Below are 17,867 nucleotides of genomic sequence, written 5' to 3' on the forward strand. Positions count from 1 at the left end.
CGTCATCACTCCATCACATCGCCACGACTCAGATAACGCGCCAGCGCCACGGTCGAGGCAAAGCCCAGCAGCGCGATCAGCAGCGCCGCTTCGAACAGCAGCTCGCTGGCCTGGCGTATGCCCATCAAGATCACCAGGCCCAGCGCGTTGACATACAGGGTGTCCAGCGCCAGCACGCGGTCAGTGGTCGTCGGCCCCTTCAGCAAGCGCCAGCCGCACAGCAGCAGGGCCAGGCCGACGGCCGCGCTCGCGAAGTCCAGCGCCCAGGCGATCAGAGGCAGGTGTTCCATCATGCGAAGATCTCCAGCAGCGGCCGCTCGTAGCGCGATTTGATTTCGGCGGCCAGCGCGAGCGGGTCGCTGCAGTCCAGTGCATGGACCAGGATCTCGTGGCGCTCTTCATCGACCACGCAGGACACCGTGCCCGGCGTCATCGTGATGATGGAAGCCATCAGCGAGATCGCGCCCGGCTGGCGCAGCGCCAGCGGCACCGGCACCCAGGCCGGCTGCGGGCGGGCCGCCGGCGACAGCACCAGACGCGCCACCACCAGATTGGACATCACGATGTCCCACAGCACGATGAACACCAGACGCAGCGCCAGGCCGGGCTTGCGAAGGCGCAGCGCCGGCCCCAGAAAGCCCAGCAGCAAACGCGGCAGCAGCAGGCCCAGCAGGGCGGCGGTGATCAGCTGCGGCAGGGCCAGGCTTTGCTGCAGCAGCAGCCAGACCGCCGCCAGCAGCAGCGACAGCAGCGGGTGGCTCAGCCATTTCTTGTCAGGCATCAGCGGGCCTCCTTGGGCTTGTCGATCCGATAGGGTCGGGTCGTCTGCGCCGCCGCCCCGCCCTGCTCACCCAGCACCGCCTGGGCATAGGCGGCCCGGTCCATCAGCTGCAGCGCCGCCGCCTCGGTATAGCGCTGGATCGGGGCGGCCGCCACGCTCATCAGCACACTGGCCCCCAGCAACGCGCAGGTGGCCAGCACCAGCTTGGGACTGCTGCCCGAGTGGCCGCCATCGGGCAGGTCACTGCGCACATGCCAGAACAGGATGCTGCCGGCGCGCGCCAGGCCCACCAGCGTGAAAAAGCCCACCCCCAGCACCACGGCCCAGAAGCCGACGGCCCAGGCATGGCCGCTGGCCGACTCCAGCAGCATCAGCTTGCCGATGAAGCCCGGCAGCGGCGGCAGACCGGCGGTCGAGGCCGCCGCCAGCAACATCATCAGGCCCAGCAAGGTCGGCTGGGCCAGCGGCGAGGCCGGCACCAGCTGACCCTCGGCATCGCCGCGCTGCGCCGCCACCAGCTCGGCCAGCAGGAACAGCGCCGCGATCACCAGCGTGCTGTTGAGCATGTAGTAGAACGCCGCGCCCCAGGCCGCCGCGCCGTAAAGCCCCAGGCCCGCCAGCACCGTGCCCACCGAGGCCACCGTCAGCCAGGCCACCAGGCGCGCCAGCGTGCGAGCTGACAAGGCGCCCATCACGCCGACCGCGCTGGTGGCCAGCGCCATCGGCAGCAGCACCGGCTCCACCGTCAGCGCCGTGGCGCCGCCGCTGTCGCCGAACACCACGCCATGCACGCGCACGATGGCATAGACCCCCACCTTGGTCATGATGGCAAACAGCGCCGCCACCGGCGGGCTGGCCGCCGCGTAGGTGGCCGGCAGCCACATCGCCAGCGGCATCAGCGCGGCCTTGAAGCCGAACACAACCAGCAGCAGCAGCGCGCCGACCCGCAGCACGGCGGCATCGGGCGCGCCCACCTGGGGCACGCGCAGCGCCAGATCGGCCAGGTTCAAGGTGCCGGTCTTCGCATAGATCAGGGCCACGCCGATCAGGAACAGCGCCGAGGCCGCCAGGTTCAGCACCACATAGTGCAGGCCGACCCGGAAGCGCTCCCGCCCCTGGCCATGCACCATCAGCACATAGCTGGCGATCAGCAGCACCTCGAAGAACACAAAGAGATTGAACAGATCGCCGGTCACGAAGGCGCCGTACAGCCCCATCAGCTGGAACTGGAACAGCGCATGGAAGTAGCGGCCATGGGCGTCCCAGCCGCCGCTGGCATACCAGAGCACCGGCAAGGCCACACAAGCCCCCAGCAAGAGCATCATCGCGCCGAGCCGGTCCACCAGCACCATGATGCCGAAGGGCGCTGGCCAGTCACCGACCCGGTAGGCGATCAACTCACCGCCCGCAGCCCGCTGCACCAGCGCGGCCGCGATCAGCAGGCCCAGCGCGGTCGAGGCCAGCGCCAGGCGGCGCGCCCACAAGAGCTTGTGGTGGCCGTGGCCGGCATCGCCACCATGGTCGCCGAGCAGCAACAACAGCACGGCCGTGGCGGCCGGCAGCAGCACCGGCAGTATCGGCAGATGCAGATCGATCCAGCTCATCGCGACCCGCCTTTCGCGTCGGGTCGCGCATCGACATGGTCGCTGTCATTCTCATGCCGGCTGCGCAAGGCCAGCTCGATCACGAAGCCGGTGGTCGCAAAGCCGATCACGATGGCCGTCAGCACCAGGGCCTGGGGCAAGGGGTCGGCCACGGCCGTCCCCTTGCTGAGGATGGGCGGCGCGGCGCTCCACAGCCGCCCCATCGCGAAGATAAAGACATTGACCGCATAGCCGATCAGGCTCAGGCCCAGCACCACCGAGAAGCTGCGCCCGCGCAGCAGCAGATAAATGCCGCAGGCGGTGACCCAGCCGATGCCGCTGGCCAGCAGGAATTCCATCGAGATCGTCATGCCCTCGCCCCTCGCGCACTGGCCGTGCCGCTTGCCTTGCTCGCCGAGCCCAGCACCGACAGCATCAGCAGCGTCGATCCCACCACGGTGATATAGACCCCCAGATCGAACAGCGCCGCCGTGGCCAGCGGCAGCTCGCCGAGCAGCGGCACGGTCGGGTGGCCATGGGCGCTGCTCAGGAAGGGCCGGCCGAACACAAAGGCGCCGACGCCGGTCAACCAGGCAATGCCCAGGCCCGCGCCTATCCAGCGCACAAAGCGCCGCCCGCCCCCGGCGCGCAGCAGGCTCTCGGCGCGCTGCTGGCCCTGGGCCATGTATTGCAGCAGCAGGGCCACCGCGGTGACCAGGCCGGCGACAAAGCCGCCGCCCGGCAGGTTGTGGCCGCGCCAGAAGATATAGGCCGACAGCAGCAAGGCCAGCGGCAGCACCAGGCGCGCGACGACGCGCAGCATCAGCGGCTCGCGCGCATAGCTCCAGGGCCGACCCTCGGCATCGGCCTTGGGCTTGGCGACCCGGAATCCGTCCAGCAGAGCCAGCACACCCACCGCTGCAATGCCCAGCACGGTGATCTCGCCAAAGGTGTCATAGCCGCGGAAGTCCACCAGGATCACATTGACCGCATTGCTGCCGCCGCCGCCCGGCAGCGACTGCTCCAGGAAGTACCACGAGATCGACTCATGGTTGCGGGTCAGCATCAGCCAGGCCAGCCAGCCGATGCCGCCGCCGCCGGCGATGGCCAGCAAGGCATCGCGACCGCGCCGCAGCCGGCTCGATTCGACCGGACTGAGCTGCGGCAGCAAGGCCAGGCCCATCAGCAGCAGCGCGGTCGAGACCACATCGACCGAGAGTTGGGTCAGCGCCAGATCGGGCGCCGACAGCGCCAGAAAAGCCAGCGAGCAGATCAGGCCCACACCGCCCACCAGCACCACCGCGACAAAGCGCTGGCGCTGCATCACCAGCAGGGCCGCGCCCAGCACGATCAGCAGCAGCCACACCCCCACCGCCAGCGGCGGCGCGGCCAGCAATTCCCTATCACCGGTGGCCAGGCCCTGCCCCAGCAAGGCCCAGGCCGACAGGCCCACGGCCAGCGCCACCATCCAGGCCGCATAGCGCTGCAGCGAGCCGTTCTCCAGCAGCGCGGTGCCACGCCCGGCCAGGCCGATCAGCCCGTCGATGACCGCATGGAACAGGGCCTTGGCACTGAGGGGCCCCGGCAGATAGCGGTGCAGCCGTCCGCCATGGCTGAGCCCGAAATACAGCAGCGCGCCGCCGGCCACCGCGACCGCGCTCATCAGCAGCGGCAAATTGAAGCCATGCCAGAGCGCGAACTCGAAGGTCGGCGCCGGCGCGCCGAGCATGCTGCTCGCCGCCAAGCTCACCAGCGGGCCGGCAATCCACATCGGCGCCAGGCCTACGGCCACACAGATCGCGACCAGCAGCGCCACCGGCGCCTTCATGCCCAGCGGCGGCTCATGCGGATGCGGGTTCGGCAAGTCCCGCGCCGGACCGTTGAAGAACACATCGTGGACCAGGCGCAGCGAATAGGCCACCGAGCACAGCCCGCCCAGCGTGGCCAGCAGCGGAATCGCCCAGGACAGCGGGCCCCAGAAATCGGCCTGCAGGGCCTGGTCCAGCATCAGCTCCTTGGACAGGAAGCCGTTGAACGGCGGCAGGCCGGCCATCGCCGCCGCCGCCAGCAGCGCCAGGCTGCCGACCCAGGGCATGGCCTTCATCAGGCCGCCGAGCCGGCGCATGTCACGGGTGCCGCACTCGTGGTCGACGATGCCGGCCGTCATGAACAGCGCGGCCTTAAAGCTGGCGTGGTTCAGGATATGGAACACCGCGACCACCGCCGACATCGGCGAGCCCAGGCCGATCAGAAAGGTGATGAAGCCCAGGTGGCTGATCGTCGAGTAGGCCAGCAAGCCCTTCAGGTCATGCTTGAAGAGGGCCACGAAGGCCGCGAACACCATGGTCGCCAGGCCCACCGAGGCCACCACCGTCTCGAACAGCGCCGAGCCACTACCGATCACCGGGTACAGCCGCATCATCAGGAACAGGCCGGCCTTGACCATGGTCGCCGAATGCAGATAGGCCGAGACCGGCGTCGGTGCCGCCATCGCCTCGGGCAGCCAGAAGTGAAACGGCAGCTGGGCGCTCTTGCTGAAACAGCCCACCAGAATCAGGGCCAGGGCCAGCGGATAGCGAGAATCGGCCTGCACCAGCGCGCCCTTGTCGAGCATCTGAGAGAGCTCGTAAGTCCCGGCGATCTGGCCCAGCACGATGACGCCGGCCAGCAAGGCCAGGCCGCCGCCACCGGTCACCGCCAGCGCCATGCGCGCGCCCTGGCGGGCCTCCTCCTTGTGGCCCCAATAACCCACCAGCAGAAAGGACGAGATGCTGGTCAGCTCCCAGAACACCACCAGCAGCAGCAGGTTGTCGGACAGCGCGATGCCCAGCATCGCCGCCATGAAGAGCATCAAGAGGCTATAGAACTTGCCGGCCGGGTCCTCGCGGTGCAGATAGTAGGCGCCGTAGAGCACGATCAGCAGTCCGATGCCGGTGATCAGGCCGGCGAACAGCAGGGCCAGGCCGTCGAGCCGCAAGCCGATATTCAGGCCTATGGCCGGCACCCATTCGGCAAAGCCCAGCAAGACCTGACCCTCGAAGACGGCCGATGCGGCCGAGGCCAGCAGGCCCAGCGCTGCGGCGGTGATCAGGCCGGCGGCCCAGGCCGGAGCCTGACGGAAGGAACTGGCCCGGCCCAGCCAGAAGCACAGGCCGGTGCCGAGAAGAAGGGGTAGCAGGACAACCGTGGCGAGCAGGTTCATCGTGTCGTCAGAGTGGGTGGCTGGGGCGGCTCTCGGCGAGACCTGCCCCGGGACGCTCTAGGCGCGCGCGATCAATCCAAAGCGGCCGATTGTAGGAGTACTCAGCGCATGAGCTTAGGCCCAGCACCATTGCCCGCGCCGAGGAGCGATGGTAGAAGCTCAGTCGGCGCCTGGAGCGCTGACAACAAAGGGAGAGATATGAAAGAAAATGCAGAACGAACCCGCCCCTGGAATCGGCCATGGGCCCTGACACTGGCGGCGGCGCTGAGCATGAACCTCGGGGGCTGCGCCACCATCACCCAGGGCGTGAAGCAAAACATCGCACTGCGGCTGCAGACTGAGGCCGGCGAGCCGGTCACGAACGTCAGCTGTGAACTCGCCAACAAGCTGGGCCGCTGGACCGTGCAGGCCCCCGGCAGCGTCGAGGTGAAGCGCTCGGAGGGGCCGCTGATGATCTCCTGCGAAAGCCCTGAGTGGGTGATGGCCGAACAGCTCAGTGCCGAGTCGGACAGCAGCTTGGGCAAGGCCGCCGGAAAGGGGGCGGCCACGGGCGCCGGCATCGGCCTCCTGGCAGGCGCCCTCGCGACACCGGCGATCATCTTTACCGGACCTATGTTGATGCTGGCCGGCGCGAGCATCGGCGCCATTTACGGCGGCGTCGCCGGTGCCGTCACCGACGGAGCCAGTGGCGCGGCCTTCGAGTACGCACCCGAAATCACGGTCAAGCTCAAGCCCCGACCCGCCGCCACGGTCGCTGCCCGCTGAAAGCCTCGCCCGGGGGGCAGGTCTTGCCTTCATCCGGGGTTCATGCCCCTGGGCTATGCTGCCGGCATGCTCACCAACGACTGGTACACCTTGGACACCAGCAGCCCATGCGCACGCTTGCGGCTGCGCGGTGCCTGGCGCATGGTGCATCTGGCCGAGATTGAGCGGGCCTTGCGAGAGTTGCAGCTGCCCCAGGCGCTGAGCGTCGATGCGGCCGAGCTGGCCGAGATCGACTCGGCGGCCGCGCTGGTGCTGCTGCGCGCGCTGCCGGCGCAAGCGCGCTGGCAGGCCCTGTCCGAGGTGCCGGCGCGCATCATCGAGCGGGTGCGCGAGCACCTGCAGGCGGCAGCAGCGCCGCAGCCGACGCCCCCGCCGACGGCGCTGGCCCAGCTCGGTCGCCAGACCCTGGCCTTGCGCGAGCTGCTGCTGGGCCATCTGAACTTCTTCGGCGCCACGATGGTGGCGCTGGGCGAGGCGCTGCGGCGGCCGCAGCTGTTGCGCCTGCGCGAGCTGACCGTGCAGGTCGAGCAGACGGGGCTCAACGCCGTGCCGGTGGTGGCCCTGGTGACCTTGCTGATCGGCGTCGTGATCGCCTATCTGCTGGGCCTGCAGGCCGAGCAGTACGGGGCCAATATCTTTGTCGTCGACGGCGTCGCGATCGGCGCGACGCGCGAGTTCGCGCCCATCATCGTCGCCGTCATCGTCGCGGGCCGCTCCGGCGCCTCCTTCACCGCCCAGCTTGGCGCGATGCGGCTGACCGAGGAGACCGATGCGATCCAGACCCTGGGCCTGTCGACCATGCAGGTACTGGTGCTGCCGCGCGTGCTGGCCCTGATGCTGGTGCTGCCGCTGCTGGTCTTTGTCGGTGATGTGATGAGCATTGTCGGCGCGATGGCCATCGCCGATCCGATGCTGGGCATCACGCCCGGCGCCTTTCTAGCACGGCTGCGCGAGTCGCTGGACCTGCGCCATGTGCTGGTGGGCCTGTCCAAGGCGCCGGTGTTCGCGCTGGTGATCGCGGTGATCGGCGCCCGCATGGGCATGACGGTGGGCAAGGACACCCGCGCGGTCGGCGCGGCCACCACCTCGACCGTGGTGCAGGGCATCGTCGCGGTGATATTGCTGGACGCCGGCTTTGCCATCCTCTTGCAGAGCCTGGGCTGGTGATGGCGAGCGAGCCCGTCATCGAAGTCCGCGACATCGTCACCCGCTTTGGCGTGCAGACGGTGCATGACGGCGTCAGCTTCACGGTCGAACGCGGCACCCTGGTCGGCATGATTGGCGCCAGCGGCACCGGCAAGTCGGTACTGCTGCGCGAGATGATAGGTCTACAGCGACCGACGGCCGGCCAGGTGCGGCTGCTGGGCACCGAGATGTGGAATGCGCCCGCCGACGAGCTGGCCGCCGTGCGACGGCGCTTCGGCATGATGTTCCAGGACGGCGCGCTGTTCTCCTCGCTGACGGTGGCGCAGAATATCGCGGTGCCGCTGACCGAGCACACGACGCTGGACCCCGCCACCATCACCGCCCTGGTCGCGCTGCGCCTGCACCAGGCCGGCCTGCCACCGGAGGCCGGGGCCAAGATGCCCAGCGAGCTCTCGGGCGGCATGCGCAAGCGCGCGGCGCTGGCCCGCGCGATCGCGCTGGAGCCCGAGATCCTGTTCCTGGACGAGCCGACCTCCGGGCTGGACCCGATCACCGCGCGCGCCTTCGACCGCCTGGTGCGCTCCCTGGTCGATGATCTGGGCCTGACGGTCTTTCTCGTCACCCACGATCTGGACACCTTGCTGGGCTCGGTCGACCGGCTGATCGCGCTGGCCCGATCCAAGGTGCTGGCCGACGGGCCGGTACAGCAGGTGATGGCCATCGATGACGAATGGCTGCGCGAGTATTTCTCGGCACGGCTTACTGTTGAAGGAGCACAAGACAATGGAAGCTGAAGCCCGCTACACCCGGGTCGGCGCGATCGTGCTGGCCCTGCTGGCGGCCCTGATCGTCGCGGTGCTGTGGCTCAGCAAGGTCGGCGGCCAGGGCGATTTCAAGCGCTATGCGATCCACTTCGAGCAGCAGGCGCTGGACGGCCTGCAGGTCGGCGCCGATGTCTCGCTGCGCGGCATCAAGATCGGCCGGGTCGAGGACTATTCGCTGGCCACCAGCAAGTTCAACCGGGTGCGGGTCGAACTGCGGGTCGACGGCCGCGCGCCGGTATTGACCAACACCGTGGCCGTCGTGACCCGCAACTTCGTCACCGGCATCGCCGCGATCACGCTGATCACGCCCGAGCCGCCCGGCGAGCCGCTGGTGCAGGTGGCCGAGGGGGAGACCGTCCCGCTGATCAAGGAAGGCCGCTCCGATCTGGATGTGATCACCGGCCGGGTCCAGCAGGTCGGCGAGATGGCCGCGACGACGCTGTCCAGCGTCAACCAGCTGCTCAGCAGCGAGAACCGTGACGAGGTGATGGCGACGATACGCAATCTGCGCCAGCTCTCGCAAGGCCTCAACAGCCGGCTCGGCGCACTGGATCGCACGCTGGCGCAGACCGGCGCGGCGGCCGAGAGCGTCGGCCAGGCCGCCACTCAGCTGAGCGGCTCGGGCGAGCGCATCACCGCGGTGGTCGAGCGCATGGGCAGCCGCCTGGACGGCACGCTGACCGAGACCGAGCGCACCCTGGTCGAGGCGCGCCAGGCGCTCAACCAGGCGGCCAAGGCGGTCGAGGCGTTGCAGACCCAGTCGGTCGCGACCGCGCGCCGGCTCGAGGACACGGCCAGCGGCGTCGACGACCAGCTGAGCGTCGCGATGTCCGAGCTGCGCCTGTCGATCGACGCGGCCACCCGCGTGTTCGACCGCCTGCGCGATCCGCGCGCGGCCCTGCTGGGGCCGAGCGCACAACAACTCGGCCCCGGAGAGAAAAAGCCATGAGCGCCACCCATGAAGAAGGCCATCTGCGGCGCCGGCTGCTGCTGGGCCTGGGCCTGTCGCCGCTGCTGAGCGCCTGCGTCTCGGTGGGCGGCGGCGATGCGCCCTTGCAGGCCCTGTATCGCCTCCATGACGAGGGCGCCGGCAGCGCCGAACGACTGCCCGCCCCGCTGGTCGGCGCGCTGCTGATCCAGCAGTTGCCGGCCAATGCGATGGCCGACACGGTGTCGATGGCCTACTCGAAGCGAGCCCATGAGTTCGCCTTCTACCAGCAGGGCAGCTGGGTGGAGCAGCCGGTGCGCCAGGTACCGCGCCTGCTGCAGCAGCGCCTGGAGGCGCGCGGCATTGCCGGCGCGGTGGGCCTGCTGGGCGACCCGATGCGCGCCGACTGGCTGCTGACCGTGGGCATCTCCAGCCTGCATCACGAGGTCAGCAGCGAGCCCGGCAGCGCGAAGCTGGCGCTGACCCTGGAGCTGTTCGACCGCCGCAGCCGCCAGCGCGTCGCGCGCCGGCGTTTCGACGCCGAGGTGCCCGCCAGGAGCGCCAGCGCCGCCGGCGCCGCGCAGGCGCTGTCGCAGGCGCTGAGCCAGAGCTTCGATGCGCTGCTGCCCTGGCTGGAGACCGAGCTGGCGCGGGCGGCCAAGGTCAGCCCGCCCGCAGCACCGGTACCGGCCGGCTGAGCGCAAGCAGGGGGAAAGCTGGCCTCGCTAAAATCCCGCCAGCCTTACAAACCCGGACCCGCCTCATCATGACCACCGCGATCAAGCACGACGACCTCGTCGACAGCGTGGCTGCCGCCCTGCAGTACATCAGCTACTACCACCCGACCGACTACATCCAGCACCTGGCCCGTGCCTATGAGCGCGAGCAGAGCGCTGCCGCCAAGGACGCGATCGCGCAGATCCTGACCAACTCGAAGATGTGTGCCGAAGGCCGCCGCCCGATCTGCCAGGACACCGGCATCGTCAATGTGTTCCTGAAAGTGGGCATGGAGGTGCGCTTCGAGGGCTTCCCCGGCTCGCTGGAGGACGCCGTCAACGAGGGCGTGCGCCGCGCCTACAACCATCCCGACAACAAGCTGCGCGCCTCGGTGCTCAACGACCCGCTGTTCGAGCGCAAGAACACCAAGGACAACACACCGGCGGTGATCAGCGTCAGCATCGTGCCCGGCAATACCGTCGATGTGATGGTGGCCGCCAAGGGTGGCGGCTCGGAGAACAAGAGCAAGTTCGTGATGATGAATCCGAACGACAACCTGGTCGACTGGGTGCTGAAGACCGTGCCGCAGATGGGCGCCGGCTGGTGCCCGCCGGGCATGCTGGGCATCGGTGTCGGCGGCACGGCCGAGAAGGCCATGCTGATGGCCAAGGAGTCCTTGATGGACGACATCGATATGTACGAGCTGCTGGAACGCGGCCCGCAGAACAAGCTCGAAGAGCTGCGCATCGAGCTCTACGAGAAGGTCAACGCGCTGGGCATCGGCGCCCAGGGCCTGGGCGGCCTGACCACCGTCTTGGACATCAAGATCAAGACCTACCCGACCCATGCCGCCAGCAAGCCGGTCGCGATGATCCCGAACTGCGCCGCCACCCGCCACGCCCATTTCGTGCTTGACGGCTCCGGCCCCACGTATCTGGAAGCGCCCAGCCTGGACCTGTGGCCCGACGTCAAATGGGCGCCCGACTACAACAAGAGCCGCCGCGTCGACCTGAACGCACTGAGCCGCGAAGAGATCGCCAGCTGGAAGGCCGGCGACACCCTGCTGCTGAACGGCAAGATGCTGACCGGCCGCGATGCCGCGCACAAGCGCATCGCCGACATGCTGGCCAAGGGCGAAAAGCTGCCGGTGGACTTCACCAACCGCGCGATCTATTACGTCGGCCCGGTCGATCCGGTGCGCGATGAAGTGGTCGGCCCGGCCGGCCCGACCACCGCCACGCGGATGGACGGCTTCACCCGCATGATGCTGGAGAAGACCGGCCTGACCGTGATGATCGGCAAGTCGGAGCGCGGCCCTGTGGCGATCGACGCGATCCGCGACAACAAGGCCGCCTACCTGATGGCCGTCGGCGGCTCCGCCTACCTGGTCTCCAAGGCCATCAAGGCCGCCAAGGTGCTGGGCTTCGAGGACCTGGGCATGGAAGCGATCTACGAGTTCGACGTCACCGACATGCCGGTCACGGTGGCCGTCGATTCGAACGGCACCAACGCCCACGACACCGGCCCGGCCGAGTGGAAGGAGCGCATCGCCTCGGGCAAGGCGGTGAAGATTCCGGTGGCGGCGGGCTGAGCCCGGCCGCAGCAACCTCCGCCCTCTGACGAAGCCACCGCCCAGCGGTGGCTTTTTTTGTTGTCTGTCCGAAGCCGGATGCGCTTCTTCAGTCCGTCAGCGGCTCGAAGAACTCAAACGCGCTGCCGCGATTCTTGGCGCGGTACATCGCGGCATCGGCATGGGCGATCAGCGTCGGGCCGCTCATGCCGTGCTCGGGGTAGAGCGCGATGCCTATGCTGGGCGTGACGCGAAACTGCGTCGCCCCGAGCCCGACAGGCGAGCCTATCGCCTCGCGGACCATGGCCGCGATGCGCGCCACGGCCTCGCGGCCCGAGGGATTGATCAGCAGGTAGAGGAACTCATCGCCGCCGTTGCGGCAGACGGTGTCCTCGTCGCGTGCGTTGCGCATCAGGCGTTCCGCCACGGCCGTCAGCACGGTGTCGCCGGCGGCATGGCCATGGGTGTCGTTGACGAGTTTGAAGCGATCCAGATCGAGGAACAGCACGGCGAGCAACCAGCCGTGGCGCTCGGCCCCGGCAATGGCCTGCGCCAGCCTATCGTCGAACAGCGTGCGGTTGGGCAGGCCGGTCTTCTGGTCATGCATCGCGAGCTGGCTGGCCGTGCGCTCGGCGTCGCGGGACAGGGCCAGCGCCGCCTCCGAGTCGGCCAGGGCCAGGCGGGAGCGGCTCAGGGCATGTTCCACCGCCTGGACCTCATCCACCCCATCGCTGAGGTTGTCGGCCAGCTGCTGCAGATCGTCGGCGCAGCCCTGCACCCGCTGCTCGACGGCCAGACCGTGCTGCAGCGCCTGGGCGGCCGGCAGCATCGAGGCCCCGTCCGCGATATGCGCTTTGGCCAGCTCGTTGGCCGATCCCAGGTCCTCGGCGCAGGCCTGAACCTCGGCCTTGACCTCATGGCTCTGGCCCAACGCCGTGTTCAGCACATGCCGCACGCGCGAGGGCTGGGCCGCGGCCGGTGACGGCGGAAGGCGGGCGGGCTTGTCCAGCTCTCTGGCTTTGGTGCGATGCGTGATCTTCATCCCACCACAGTAGTCGCCGGCGTCCGGGGCGTCTGTGGGGCAGCGCACAGAGCGCAGCCCCGGCGGGAAATGCCTGCCTGAGGCTTAGCATGGTCTGCACGCGCGGGCGGGCCTCGCCACCCCCTTGCTTGGGCGCCCCCCTTGGCGGGATGGCGGCCGGGCGCTCCTTCGGCGACGATGCCGCCAGGGAGGTCGCCAGCAAGGCGGCGCGGCGCAGCACGATGAATCGGCGGACCGCAGCCAGAACCTCCCGCTGCGCCATGGGAGGGCGAACGATGTGGATTTCCAAGTATTGGTACGAGAAGCTGCCGGCGCTCTATGCGGCAGCGGCTCTGCTGAGCCTGGCCTTGCTGGGCACGCCGGCGGCCTTCAGTGCGACGCTGCTGATGGCAGCGGCGGCGCTGACCGCCTGGTGGCGCTACCAGCACCGCCGGCCGGACTGAGCCGGCCGCCAGCTCAGGCCAGCCGGAACACCTTGACCAGCGCGCTCAGGCGCTCGGCCTGCTGGCTCAGGCTTTGCGCCGCCGCCGTGCTCTGCTCGACCAGCGCGGCGTTCTGCTGCGTCACCTCGTCGAGCTGACCCACGGCCAGGCTGACCTGCTGGATGCCGCCGCTTTGCTCGCCGGTGGCCACCGAGATCTCGCTGATCAGGCCCGAGACCCGCTGCACCTGCGTGACCAGCTCGCCCATGGTCTGGCCGGCCTGCTGGACCTGGCGCGCGCCGTCCTCGACCTTGTCGACGTTCTCGCTGATCAGGCTCTTGATCTCGCGCGCGGCGGCGGCCGAGCGCTGCGCCAGCGAGCGCACCTCCGAGGCGACGACCGCGAAGCCGCGACCCTGCTCGCCGGCACGGGCCGCCTCGACGGCCGCGTTCAGCGCCAGGATATTGGTCTGGAAGGCGATACCGTCGATCACCGAGGTGATGTCGGCGATCTTCTTGCTCTGCGCGCTGATCGCATCCATCGTGCCCACCACCTGACCGACCGCCGCGCCGCCCTGGCTGGCCACACCGCTGGCGGTGGCCGCGAGCTGGGTGGCCTGGCGGGCCGACTCGGCATTGTGCTGCACGGTCGAAGTCAGCTGATCCATCGACGAGGCGGTCTGCTGCAGGCTGCTGGCCTGGTGCTCGGTGCGGCTGGACAGGTCCTGGTTGCCGGCCGCGATCTCGCTGGAGGCCAGCGCGATGCTCTGCGCCGACTGGTTGACATCGGTGACCAGCGCCCGCAGCGAATCGCGGGTGCGCTGCAGCGCCGCCATCATCGAGCTGCTATCACCGGGCGCCACCGGCACCTCGGCCAGCAGATCGCCGCCCGCCACCCGCTCCAGCACCTGGCGCGCCACGGCCGGATCACCCCCCAGCTCGCGCTGCACGCAGCGGCGCAGGCTGACGAGAAAACCGATGCAGACCGCCAGGCTCAGCAGCGCCAGGCTCAGCACGGTCCAGCGCGCCGAACTCATCGCGGCGGCGGCTTCCTTGCGCGCGCCTTCCTTGTCGGCACCGGTGATCTTCTTGAGCTCCAGCAGCTCTGCGCGCAGTTCGCGCCAGGCCGGGGTCTCCTGCTTGTTCAGCAGCGCGGCCGCAGCGGCGGCATCCTGTTGCACCTGGGCCAGCACCTGCTGCTGCATCTCGGCCAGGCGGCTGCGCAGGGCGGCCATCGCACGCAGCTTGCCCAGTTGCTCGGGCGAGGCGGCGGCCTCGGCCGCGCCGGCCGCCTTGTCATAGGCCTTGGCGGCGCCATCGAGGTTCTCATAGGCCTTCTTGTTGGCCGGGTCCAGGACGATATTGCGCAGCGCCTGGCCCATCTGCAGGCCCTGGGCATACATCTCGTTGACCTCGGCCGACAAGGCGTCTTCATGCCTGAAGTAGTCGCCCAGCTGGCGCTCCACCGAGTAGGTGCCGACGCTGACGGCCGCGCCCAGCACCAGCACCAGGCCGGCCGGCACCGCCAAGGACAACATCACCCGCTGCATGAATCGCATAACCATCCTTTGTCGACAAAGAAGGGATGGTAGGCAGCGGCTCCAGGTTCAGGGCGGTGTCACAGGCGCCGAATCGGCACTATTGCGCGCTTGGTGCACAACCCGCTGCGGGAACGGGATCTCGATGCCCAGCGCATCGAACAGGCGCAGGATGGCCAGATTGACCTGGGAGCGCACGCCCAGCTGACCGTTGTGCGGATCCTCGATCCAGAAGCCGATCTGCAGGGTCAGCCCGTCGGCCGCAAACTCGCGCAGCAGCACGCCGGGCGCCGGGTCATGCAGCACGCGCGGCACCTTCATGATCTCCTCGACCATGCGCGGCATCAGGGTCTCGACATCGGTGCCATAGGCCACCTGCACGGTCGTGACCACCGAGACGCGCGGATCGGCCAGCGAGGAGTTCTCGACCCGCTGTGTGATCAGCATCTCGTTGGGCACGACCGACTCGCGGCCGTTGAGCGCGCGTATCACCGTGTAGCGGGTCTTGATGTCGCTGATGCGGCCCTCGAAGCCGTCCACCATCACCATATCGCCGATGCGCAGCGAGCGCTCGGCCAGGATCACGAAGCCGCTCACATAGTTGGCCGCCAGCTTCTGCAGGCCCAGGCCTATGCCCACGCCGATCGCGCCGCCCAGCACGCCCAGCGCGGTCAGGTCGATGCCGGCCGCCGTCAGCGCCAGCAGCAGGCCGACGAAGATCAGCAGCGAGCGGGTCAGGTTGACGCCGATCTTGCGCAGCGACAGATCGGTGGTCACATTGCGCAGCAGCCGCGCCTCGATCACCGAAGAGACCCACAGCGCCAGCACCATCACCAGCACCGCGCTGAGGCTGCCCTCGATCAGCGCGCGCAGGCTGACCTGGCTGGCGCCTATCTTCCATTTGATGTCGTCGAGCTCCGCCATCAGCACCGGCAGCAGGCCGGTGATCCACAGGATGGAGCCGCCCCAGGCCAGCCAGGAGACGGTGCGCTCGATCAGCTTGACCCAGCCCGAGCTGGGCAGCGCCGCGCTCAGCACCCGCACCGTCAGCCGTATCACCGCCAGCGAGATCAGCACCGGGATCACGACCTTGAACACCGCCACCGGCACGCCCAGCAGCGGCAGCGCCCGCCGCGCGCCCCAGGCCAGCGCCAGCGCCAGCAGCGGGAACAGCACACCGTCGAACAGCTGGCGGCCGAACAGCACCGAGGGCGGCTGGGGCTGGCGGCCGCGCAGGCGCCAGACCACCAGCCAGGCCAGGCCCAGGCAGGCCAGCACCAGGGCCAGCTCGGTCAGCGCCGCGGGCTGCAGCAGGGACGCCAGCAGCGTCTGCAATTCGTCAAAAGTCAGGGGATGATGGTTCATTCGTCGGGGCGGCCGCCAAGTGGCGCCGCATCATAAAAGTCGCGCCGGGCTCAGACCCCGGCCAGCACGCGCAGATGCACGCCGACGCTGCGCGCCAGCGCGCCCAGGTGGTAGCCGCCCTCCAGGCAGGAGACGATGCGGCCCTGGGCATGGCGCTCGGCCAGCTCCTTGATGCGCCAGGTGATCCACTCGTAGTCGGCCTCGACCAGGCCCAGCTGGCCCAGATCGTCGTCGCGGTGGGCGTCGAAGCCGGCCGAGATGAAGATCATCTCGGGCTTGAAACGCTCCAGCGCCGGCATCCACATCGCCTCTATCATTTCGCGGATCTCGCCGCCGCGGGTGTAGGCCGGCACCGGCACATTGATCATGTTCTCGCCCTTGGGCACGGCGCCGCAATAGGGATAGAGCGGGTGCTGGAAGATGCTGACCATCAGCACGCGCTCGTCGCCGGCCAGGATGTCCTCGGTGCCATTGCCGTGGTGCACATCGAAGTCCACCACCGCGACGCGCTGCAGCCCGCGCACATCGAGCGCATGGCGGGCCGCGATCGCGACATTGTTGAAAAAGCAAAAGCCCATGCTCTGGTCGCGCGTCGCATGGTGGCCCGGCGGGCGCACCGAGCAGAAGGCGTTCTCGACCTGGCCGTCGATCACCAGATCGGTGGCCTGCACCGCCGCGCCGGCGGCGCGCAAGGCGGCCGACCATGTGTGGGGGTTGGCGATGGTGTCGGGGTCGATGGCACGCGACTCGCCCGTGGCGGCCAGCGACTCCAGCGTGTCGCGCAGCTGAGCCACATAGCCATGGGTATGGGCCAGTTCCACGTCCGACAGGCGCACGCTCGGCGCCTCATGGCGCTCCAGCGCGACATCCAGGCCGCTGCCGATCAGCCAGTCCTCGATCGCGTCCAGGCGCTGCGGGCATTCGGGATGGCCGGCGCCCATATCGTGGCGGCGGCAGTCGGGGTGGCTGAGGTAGGCAGTGGGCATGCAGGAGGGCGCGGCAGTCAGGATGGCGCGGCGTGTTTTGAGTTAATGTCCGAGCATGAGCGACCAAGCCACCAAGCACCAGCTGTTCCAGCAACTCAAGACGCTGCAGCACCAGATTAGCACGATCATCCGCGGCAAGCCGACCCAGATCCGCGACTGCGTGGCCTGCCTGATCGCCGGCGGCCATCTGCTGATCGAAGACCTGCCCGGGGTCGGCAAGACCACGCTGGCCCACACCCTGTCGGTCTCGATGGGGCTGCGCTTCTCGCGCGTGCAGTTCACCTCCGACCTGATGCCCTCCGATCTGCTGGGCGTCTCGGTCTACGAGCGCGAGCGCGGCGGCTTCGCCTTCCACCCCGGGCCGGTGTTCGCCCAGGTGCTGCTGGCCGACGAGATCAACCGCGCCGGCCCCAAGACCCAGAGCGCGCTGCTGGAGGCGATGGAGGAGAACCAGGTCAGCGTCGACGGCCAGACCCATGCCCTGCCCCAGCCCTTCTTCGTGATCGCGACGCAAAACCCCAGCGAGCAGCTCGGCACCTACCCGCTGCCGGAGTCGCAGCTGGACCGCTTCCTGATGTGCATCTCGCTGGGCTATCCGGACGAGAAGGCCGAGCGCGAGCTGCTGATGGGCCAGGACAGCCGCGAGGCGATCCGTGCGCTGGCTGCGGTGATGCAACCCGGCGAGCTGCTGGCGGCCCAGGCCGCCGTGCGCGAGATCCATGCGGCGCCGGCCCTGCTGGACTATCTGCAAGCCCTGCTGGCCGCGACCCGCTCGGGCCAGTGGTTTGTCGAAGGCCTGAGCCCGCGTGCCGGCCTGGGCGTGCTGCGCGCCGCGCGCGCGCGCGCCCTGCTGGACGAGCGCGACTATGTCTCGCCCGACGATGTGCAGGCCATCCTGCCGCAGACCATTGCCCACCGTCTGCGACCCAAGGCCGGCAGCGGCCGCGGCGCGCGCGAGCAGGTGCGGGCCATGATCGAGTCCATCCCGATTCCCTGAGC

At 69.1% G+C, this 17,867-nt stretch carries 17 protein-coding genes; 8 read left to right on the forward strand and 9 right to left on the reverse strand.

What is annotated here, in order from left to right; genetic code table 11:
• Positions 1–5: 5 nt before the first annotated feature.
• From O5M90_RS05545 to O5M90_RS05565, 5 genes are read right to left on the reverse strand one after another with little or no spacing between them, the layout of a single operon-like run.
• Positions 6–293 (reverse strand): K+/H+ antiporter subunit F, encoded by a 288-nt coding sequence (locus O5M90_RS05545; RefSeq protein WP_440401859.1) that lies wholly within the window; start codon positions 291–293, stop codon positions 6–8.
• Positions 290–781, reverse strand: coding sequence for a Na+/H+ antiporter subunit E (locus O5M90_RS05550; RefSeq protein ID WP_269840286.1), 492 nt, complete (start codon positions 779–781; stop codon positions 290–292). The genes O5M90_RS05545 and O5M90_RS05550 overlap by 4 nt, the downstream gene beginning before the upstream one ends.
• Complete coding sequence (locus O5M90_RS05555; protein ID WP_269840287.1) at positions 781–2,385, reverse strand: monovalent cation/H+ antiporter subunit D; 1,605 nt, start codon at positions 2,383–2,385, stop codon at positions 781–783. Before O5M90_RS05555 ends, O5M90_RS05550 begins: the two co-directional genes overlap by 1 nt.
• Positions 2,382–2,735, reverse strand: coding sequence for a Na+/H+ antiporter subunit C (locus tag O5M90_RS05560; RefSeq protein WP_269840288.1), 354 nt, complete (start codon positions 2,733–2,735; stop codon positions 2,382–2,384). The genes O5M90_RS05555 and O5M90_RS05560 overlap by 4 nt, the downstream gene beginning before the upstream one ends.
• Complete coding sequence (locus O5M90_RS05565) at positions 2,732–5,566, reverse strand: monovalent cation/H+ antiporter subunit A (RefSeq protein WP_269840289.1); 2,835 nt, start codon at positions 5,564–5,566, stop codon at positions 2,732–2,734. Before O5M90_RS05565 ends, O5M90_RS05560 begins: the two co-directional genes overlap by 4 nt.
• A gap of 198 nt (positions 5,567–5,764) precedes the next feature.
• Between O5M90_RS05565 and O5M90_RS05570 the strand changes: the two genes are divergently transcribed.
• The 6 genes from O5M90_RS05570 to O5M90_RS05595 all read left to right on the forward strand — a co-directional run bounded on the left by O5M90_RS05570 (position 5,765) and on the right by O5M90_RS05595 (position 11,537).
• Complete coding sequence (locus tag O5M90_RS05570; protein ID WP_269840290.1) at positions 5,765–6,331, forward strand: hypothetical protein; 567 nt, start codon at positions 5,765–5,767, stop codon at positions 6,329–6,331.
• A gap of 66 nt (positions 6,332–6,397) precedes the next feature.
• The gene (locus tag O5M90_RS05575; protein WP_269840291.1) at positions 6,398–7,498 is read left to right on the forward strand and encodes an MlaE family ABC transporter permease; all 1,101 of its coding nucleotides are present in this window, start codon (positions 6,398–6,400) and stop codon (positions 7,496–7,498) included.
• Positions 7,498–8,271, forward strand: coding sequence for an ABC transporter ATP-binding protein (locus tag O5M90_RS05580; protein WP_269840292.1), 774 nt, complete (start codon positions 7,498–7,500; stop codon positions 8,269–8,271). Before O5M90_RS05575 ends, O5M90_RS05580 begins: the two co-directional genes overlap by 1 nt.
• Positions 8,261–9,250 carry an MlaD family protein gene (locus O5M90_RS05585; protein WP_269840293.1) on the forward strand — a complete coding sequence of 330 codons (990 nt, stop codon included), beginning with the start codon at positions 8,261–8,263 and terminating at the stop codon, positions 9,248–9,250. Before O5M90_RS05580 ends, O5M90_RS05585 begins: the two co-directional genes overlap by 11 nt.
• Positions 9,247–9,927 (forward strand): ABC-type transport auxiliary lipoprotein family protein, encoded by a 681-nt coding sequence (locus O5M90_RS05590; RefSeq protein ID WP_269840294.1) that lies wholly within the window; start codon positions 9,247–9,249, stop codon positions 9,925–9,927. The genes O5M90_RS05585 and O5M90_RS05590 overlap by 4 nt, the downstream gene beginning before the upstream one ends.
• A gap of 68 nt (positions 9,928–9,995) precedes the next feature.
• Positions 9,996–11,537, forward strand: a complete 1,542-nt coding sequence (locus O5M90_RS05595) for a fumarate hydratase (protein ID WP_269840295.1) — start codon at positions 9,996–9,998, stop codon at positions 11,535–11,537.
• 88 nt (positions 11,538–11,625) lie between these two features.
• Here the strand turns inward: O5M90_RS05595 and O5M90_RS05600 are convergent, their stop codons facing one another.
• The gene (locus tag O5M90_RS05600; RefSeq protein ID WP_269840296.1) at positions 11,626–12,558 is read right to left on the reverse strand and encodes a GGDEF domain-containing protein; all 933 of its coding nucleotides are present in this window, start codon (positions 12,556–12,558) and stop codon (positions 11,626–11,628) included.
• Between the two features lie 275 nt (positions 12,559–12,833).
• Between O5M90_RS05600 and O5M90_RS05605 the strand changes: the two genes are divergently transcribed.
• The gene (locus O5M90_RS05605) at positions 12,834–13,001 is read left to right on the forward strand and encodes a hypothetical protein (RefSeq protein ID WP_171018171.1); all 168 of its coding nucleotides are present in this window, start codon (positions 12,834–12,836) and stop codon (positions 12,999–13,001) included.
• Positions 13,002–13,014: 13 nt separating this feature from the next.
• On the opposite strand, the gene O5M90_RS05610 is transcribed toward O5M90_RS05605, so the two are convergent.
• From O5M90_RS05610 to O5M90_RS05620, 3 genes are all read right to left on the reverse strand, one after another.
• A complete protein-coding gene (locus O5M90_RS05610) occupies positions 13,015–14,517 on the reverse strand; it encodes a methyl-accepting chemotaxis protein (RefSeq protein ID WP_440401860.1) in 1,503 nt (500 codons plus the stop codon).
• A gap of 69 nt (positions 14,518–14,586) precedes the next feature.
• Positions 14,587–15,882, reverse strand: a complete 1,296-nt coding sequence (locus O5M90_RS05615) for a mechanosensitive ion channel family protein (protein WP_262970460.1) — start codon at positions 15,880–15,882, stop codon at positions 14,587–14,589.
• 50 nt (positions 15,883–15,932) lie between these two features.
• Positions 15,933–16,868, reverse strand: coding sequence for a histone deacetylase family protein (locus O5M90_RS05620; protein ID WP_137941989.1), 936 nt, complete (start codon positions 16,866–16,868; stop codon positions 15,933–15,935).
• Positions 16,869–16,923: 55 nt separating this feature from the next.
• On the opposite strand from O5M90_RS05620, the gene O5M90_RS05625 reads away from it, so the two are divergent.
• On the forward strand, positions 16,924–17,865 hold the full coding sequence (locus tag O5M90_RS05625) for an AAA family ATPase (RefSeq protein ID WP_137941988.1): 942 nt from the start codon (positions 16,924–16,926) through the stop codon (positions 17,863–17,865).
• The last annotated feature ends 2 nt before the right edge of the window (positions 17,866–17,867 follow it).

This window comes from Paucibacter sp. M5-1, from assembly GCF_027498415.2.
In the GTDB taxonomy this organism is placed as follows: domain Bacteria; phylum Pseudomonadota; class Gammaproteobacteria; order Burkholderiales; family Burkholderiaceae_C; genus Roseateles_E.

Coding starts and splice junctions, on each gene's coding strand:
- O5M90_RS05545 (WP_440401859.1), bottom strand. CDS start 293: ATGATGGAACACCTGCCTCTGATCGCCTGGGCGCTGGACTTCGCGAGC.
- O5M90_RS05550 (WP_269840286.1), bottom strand. CDS start 781: ATGCCTGACAAGAAATGGCTGAGCCACCCGCTGCTGTCGCTGCTGCTG.
- O5M90_RS05555 (WP_269840287.1), bottom strand. CDS start 2,385: ATGAGCTGGATCGATCTGCATCTGCCGATACTGCCGGTGCTGCTGCCG.
- O5M90_RS05560 (WP_269840288.1), bottom strand. CDS start 2,735: ATGACGATCTCGATGGAATTCCTGCTGGCCAGCGGCATCGGCTGGGTC.
- O5M90_RS05565 (WP_269840289.1), bottom strand. CDS start 5,566: ATGAACCTGCTCGCCACGGTTGTCCTGCTACCCCTTCTTCTCGGCACC.
- O5M90_RS05570 (WP_269840290.1), top strand. CDS start 5,765: ATGAAAGAAAATGCAGAACGAACCCGCCCCTGGAATCGGCCATGGGCC.
- O5M90_RS05575 (WP_269840291.1), top strand. CDS start 6,398: ATGCTCACCAACGACTGGTACACCTTGGACACCAGCAGCCCATGCGCA.
- O5M90_RS05580 (WP_269840292.1), top strand. CDS start 7,498: ATGGCGAGCGAGCCCGTCATCGAAGTCCGCGACATCGTCACCCGCTTT.
- O5M90_RS05585 (WP_269840293.1), top strand. CDS start 8,261: ATGGAAGCTGAAGCCCGCTACACCCGGGTCGGCGCGATCGTGCTGGCC.
- O5M90_RS05590 (WP_269840294.1), top strand. CDS start 9,247: ATGAGCGCCACCCATGAAGAAGGCCATCTGCGGCGCCGGCTGCTGCTG.
- O5M90_RS05595 (WP_269840295.1), top strand. CDS start 9,996: ATGACCACCGCGATCAAGCACGACGACCTCGTCGACAGCGTGGCTGCC.
- O5M90_RS05600 (WP_269840296.1), bottom strand. CDS start 12,558: ATGAAGATCACGCATCGCACCAAAGCCAGAGAGCTGGACAAGCCCGCC.
- O5M90_RS05605 (WP_171018171.1), top strand. CDS start 12,834: ATGTGGATTTCCAAGTATTGGTACGAGAAGCTGCCGGCGCTCTATGCG.
- O5M90_RS05610 (WP_440401860.1), bottom strand. CDS start 14,517: ATGTTGTCCTTGGCGGTGCCGGCCGGCCTGGTGCTGGTGCTGGGCGCG.
- O5M90_RS05615 (WP_262970460.1), bottom strand. CDS start 15,882: ATGAACCATCATCCCCTGACTTTTGACGAATTGCAGACGCTGCTGGCG.
- O5M90_RS05620 (WP_137941989.1), bottom strand. CDS start 16,868: ATGCCCACTGCCTACCTCAGCCACCCCGACTGCCGCCGCCACGATATG.
- O5M90_RS05625 (WP_137941988.1), top strand. CDS start 16,924: ATGAGCGACCAAGCCACCAAGCACCAGCTGTTCCAGCAACTCAAGACG.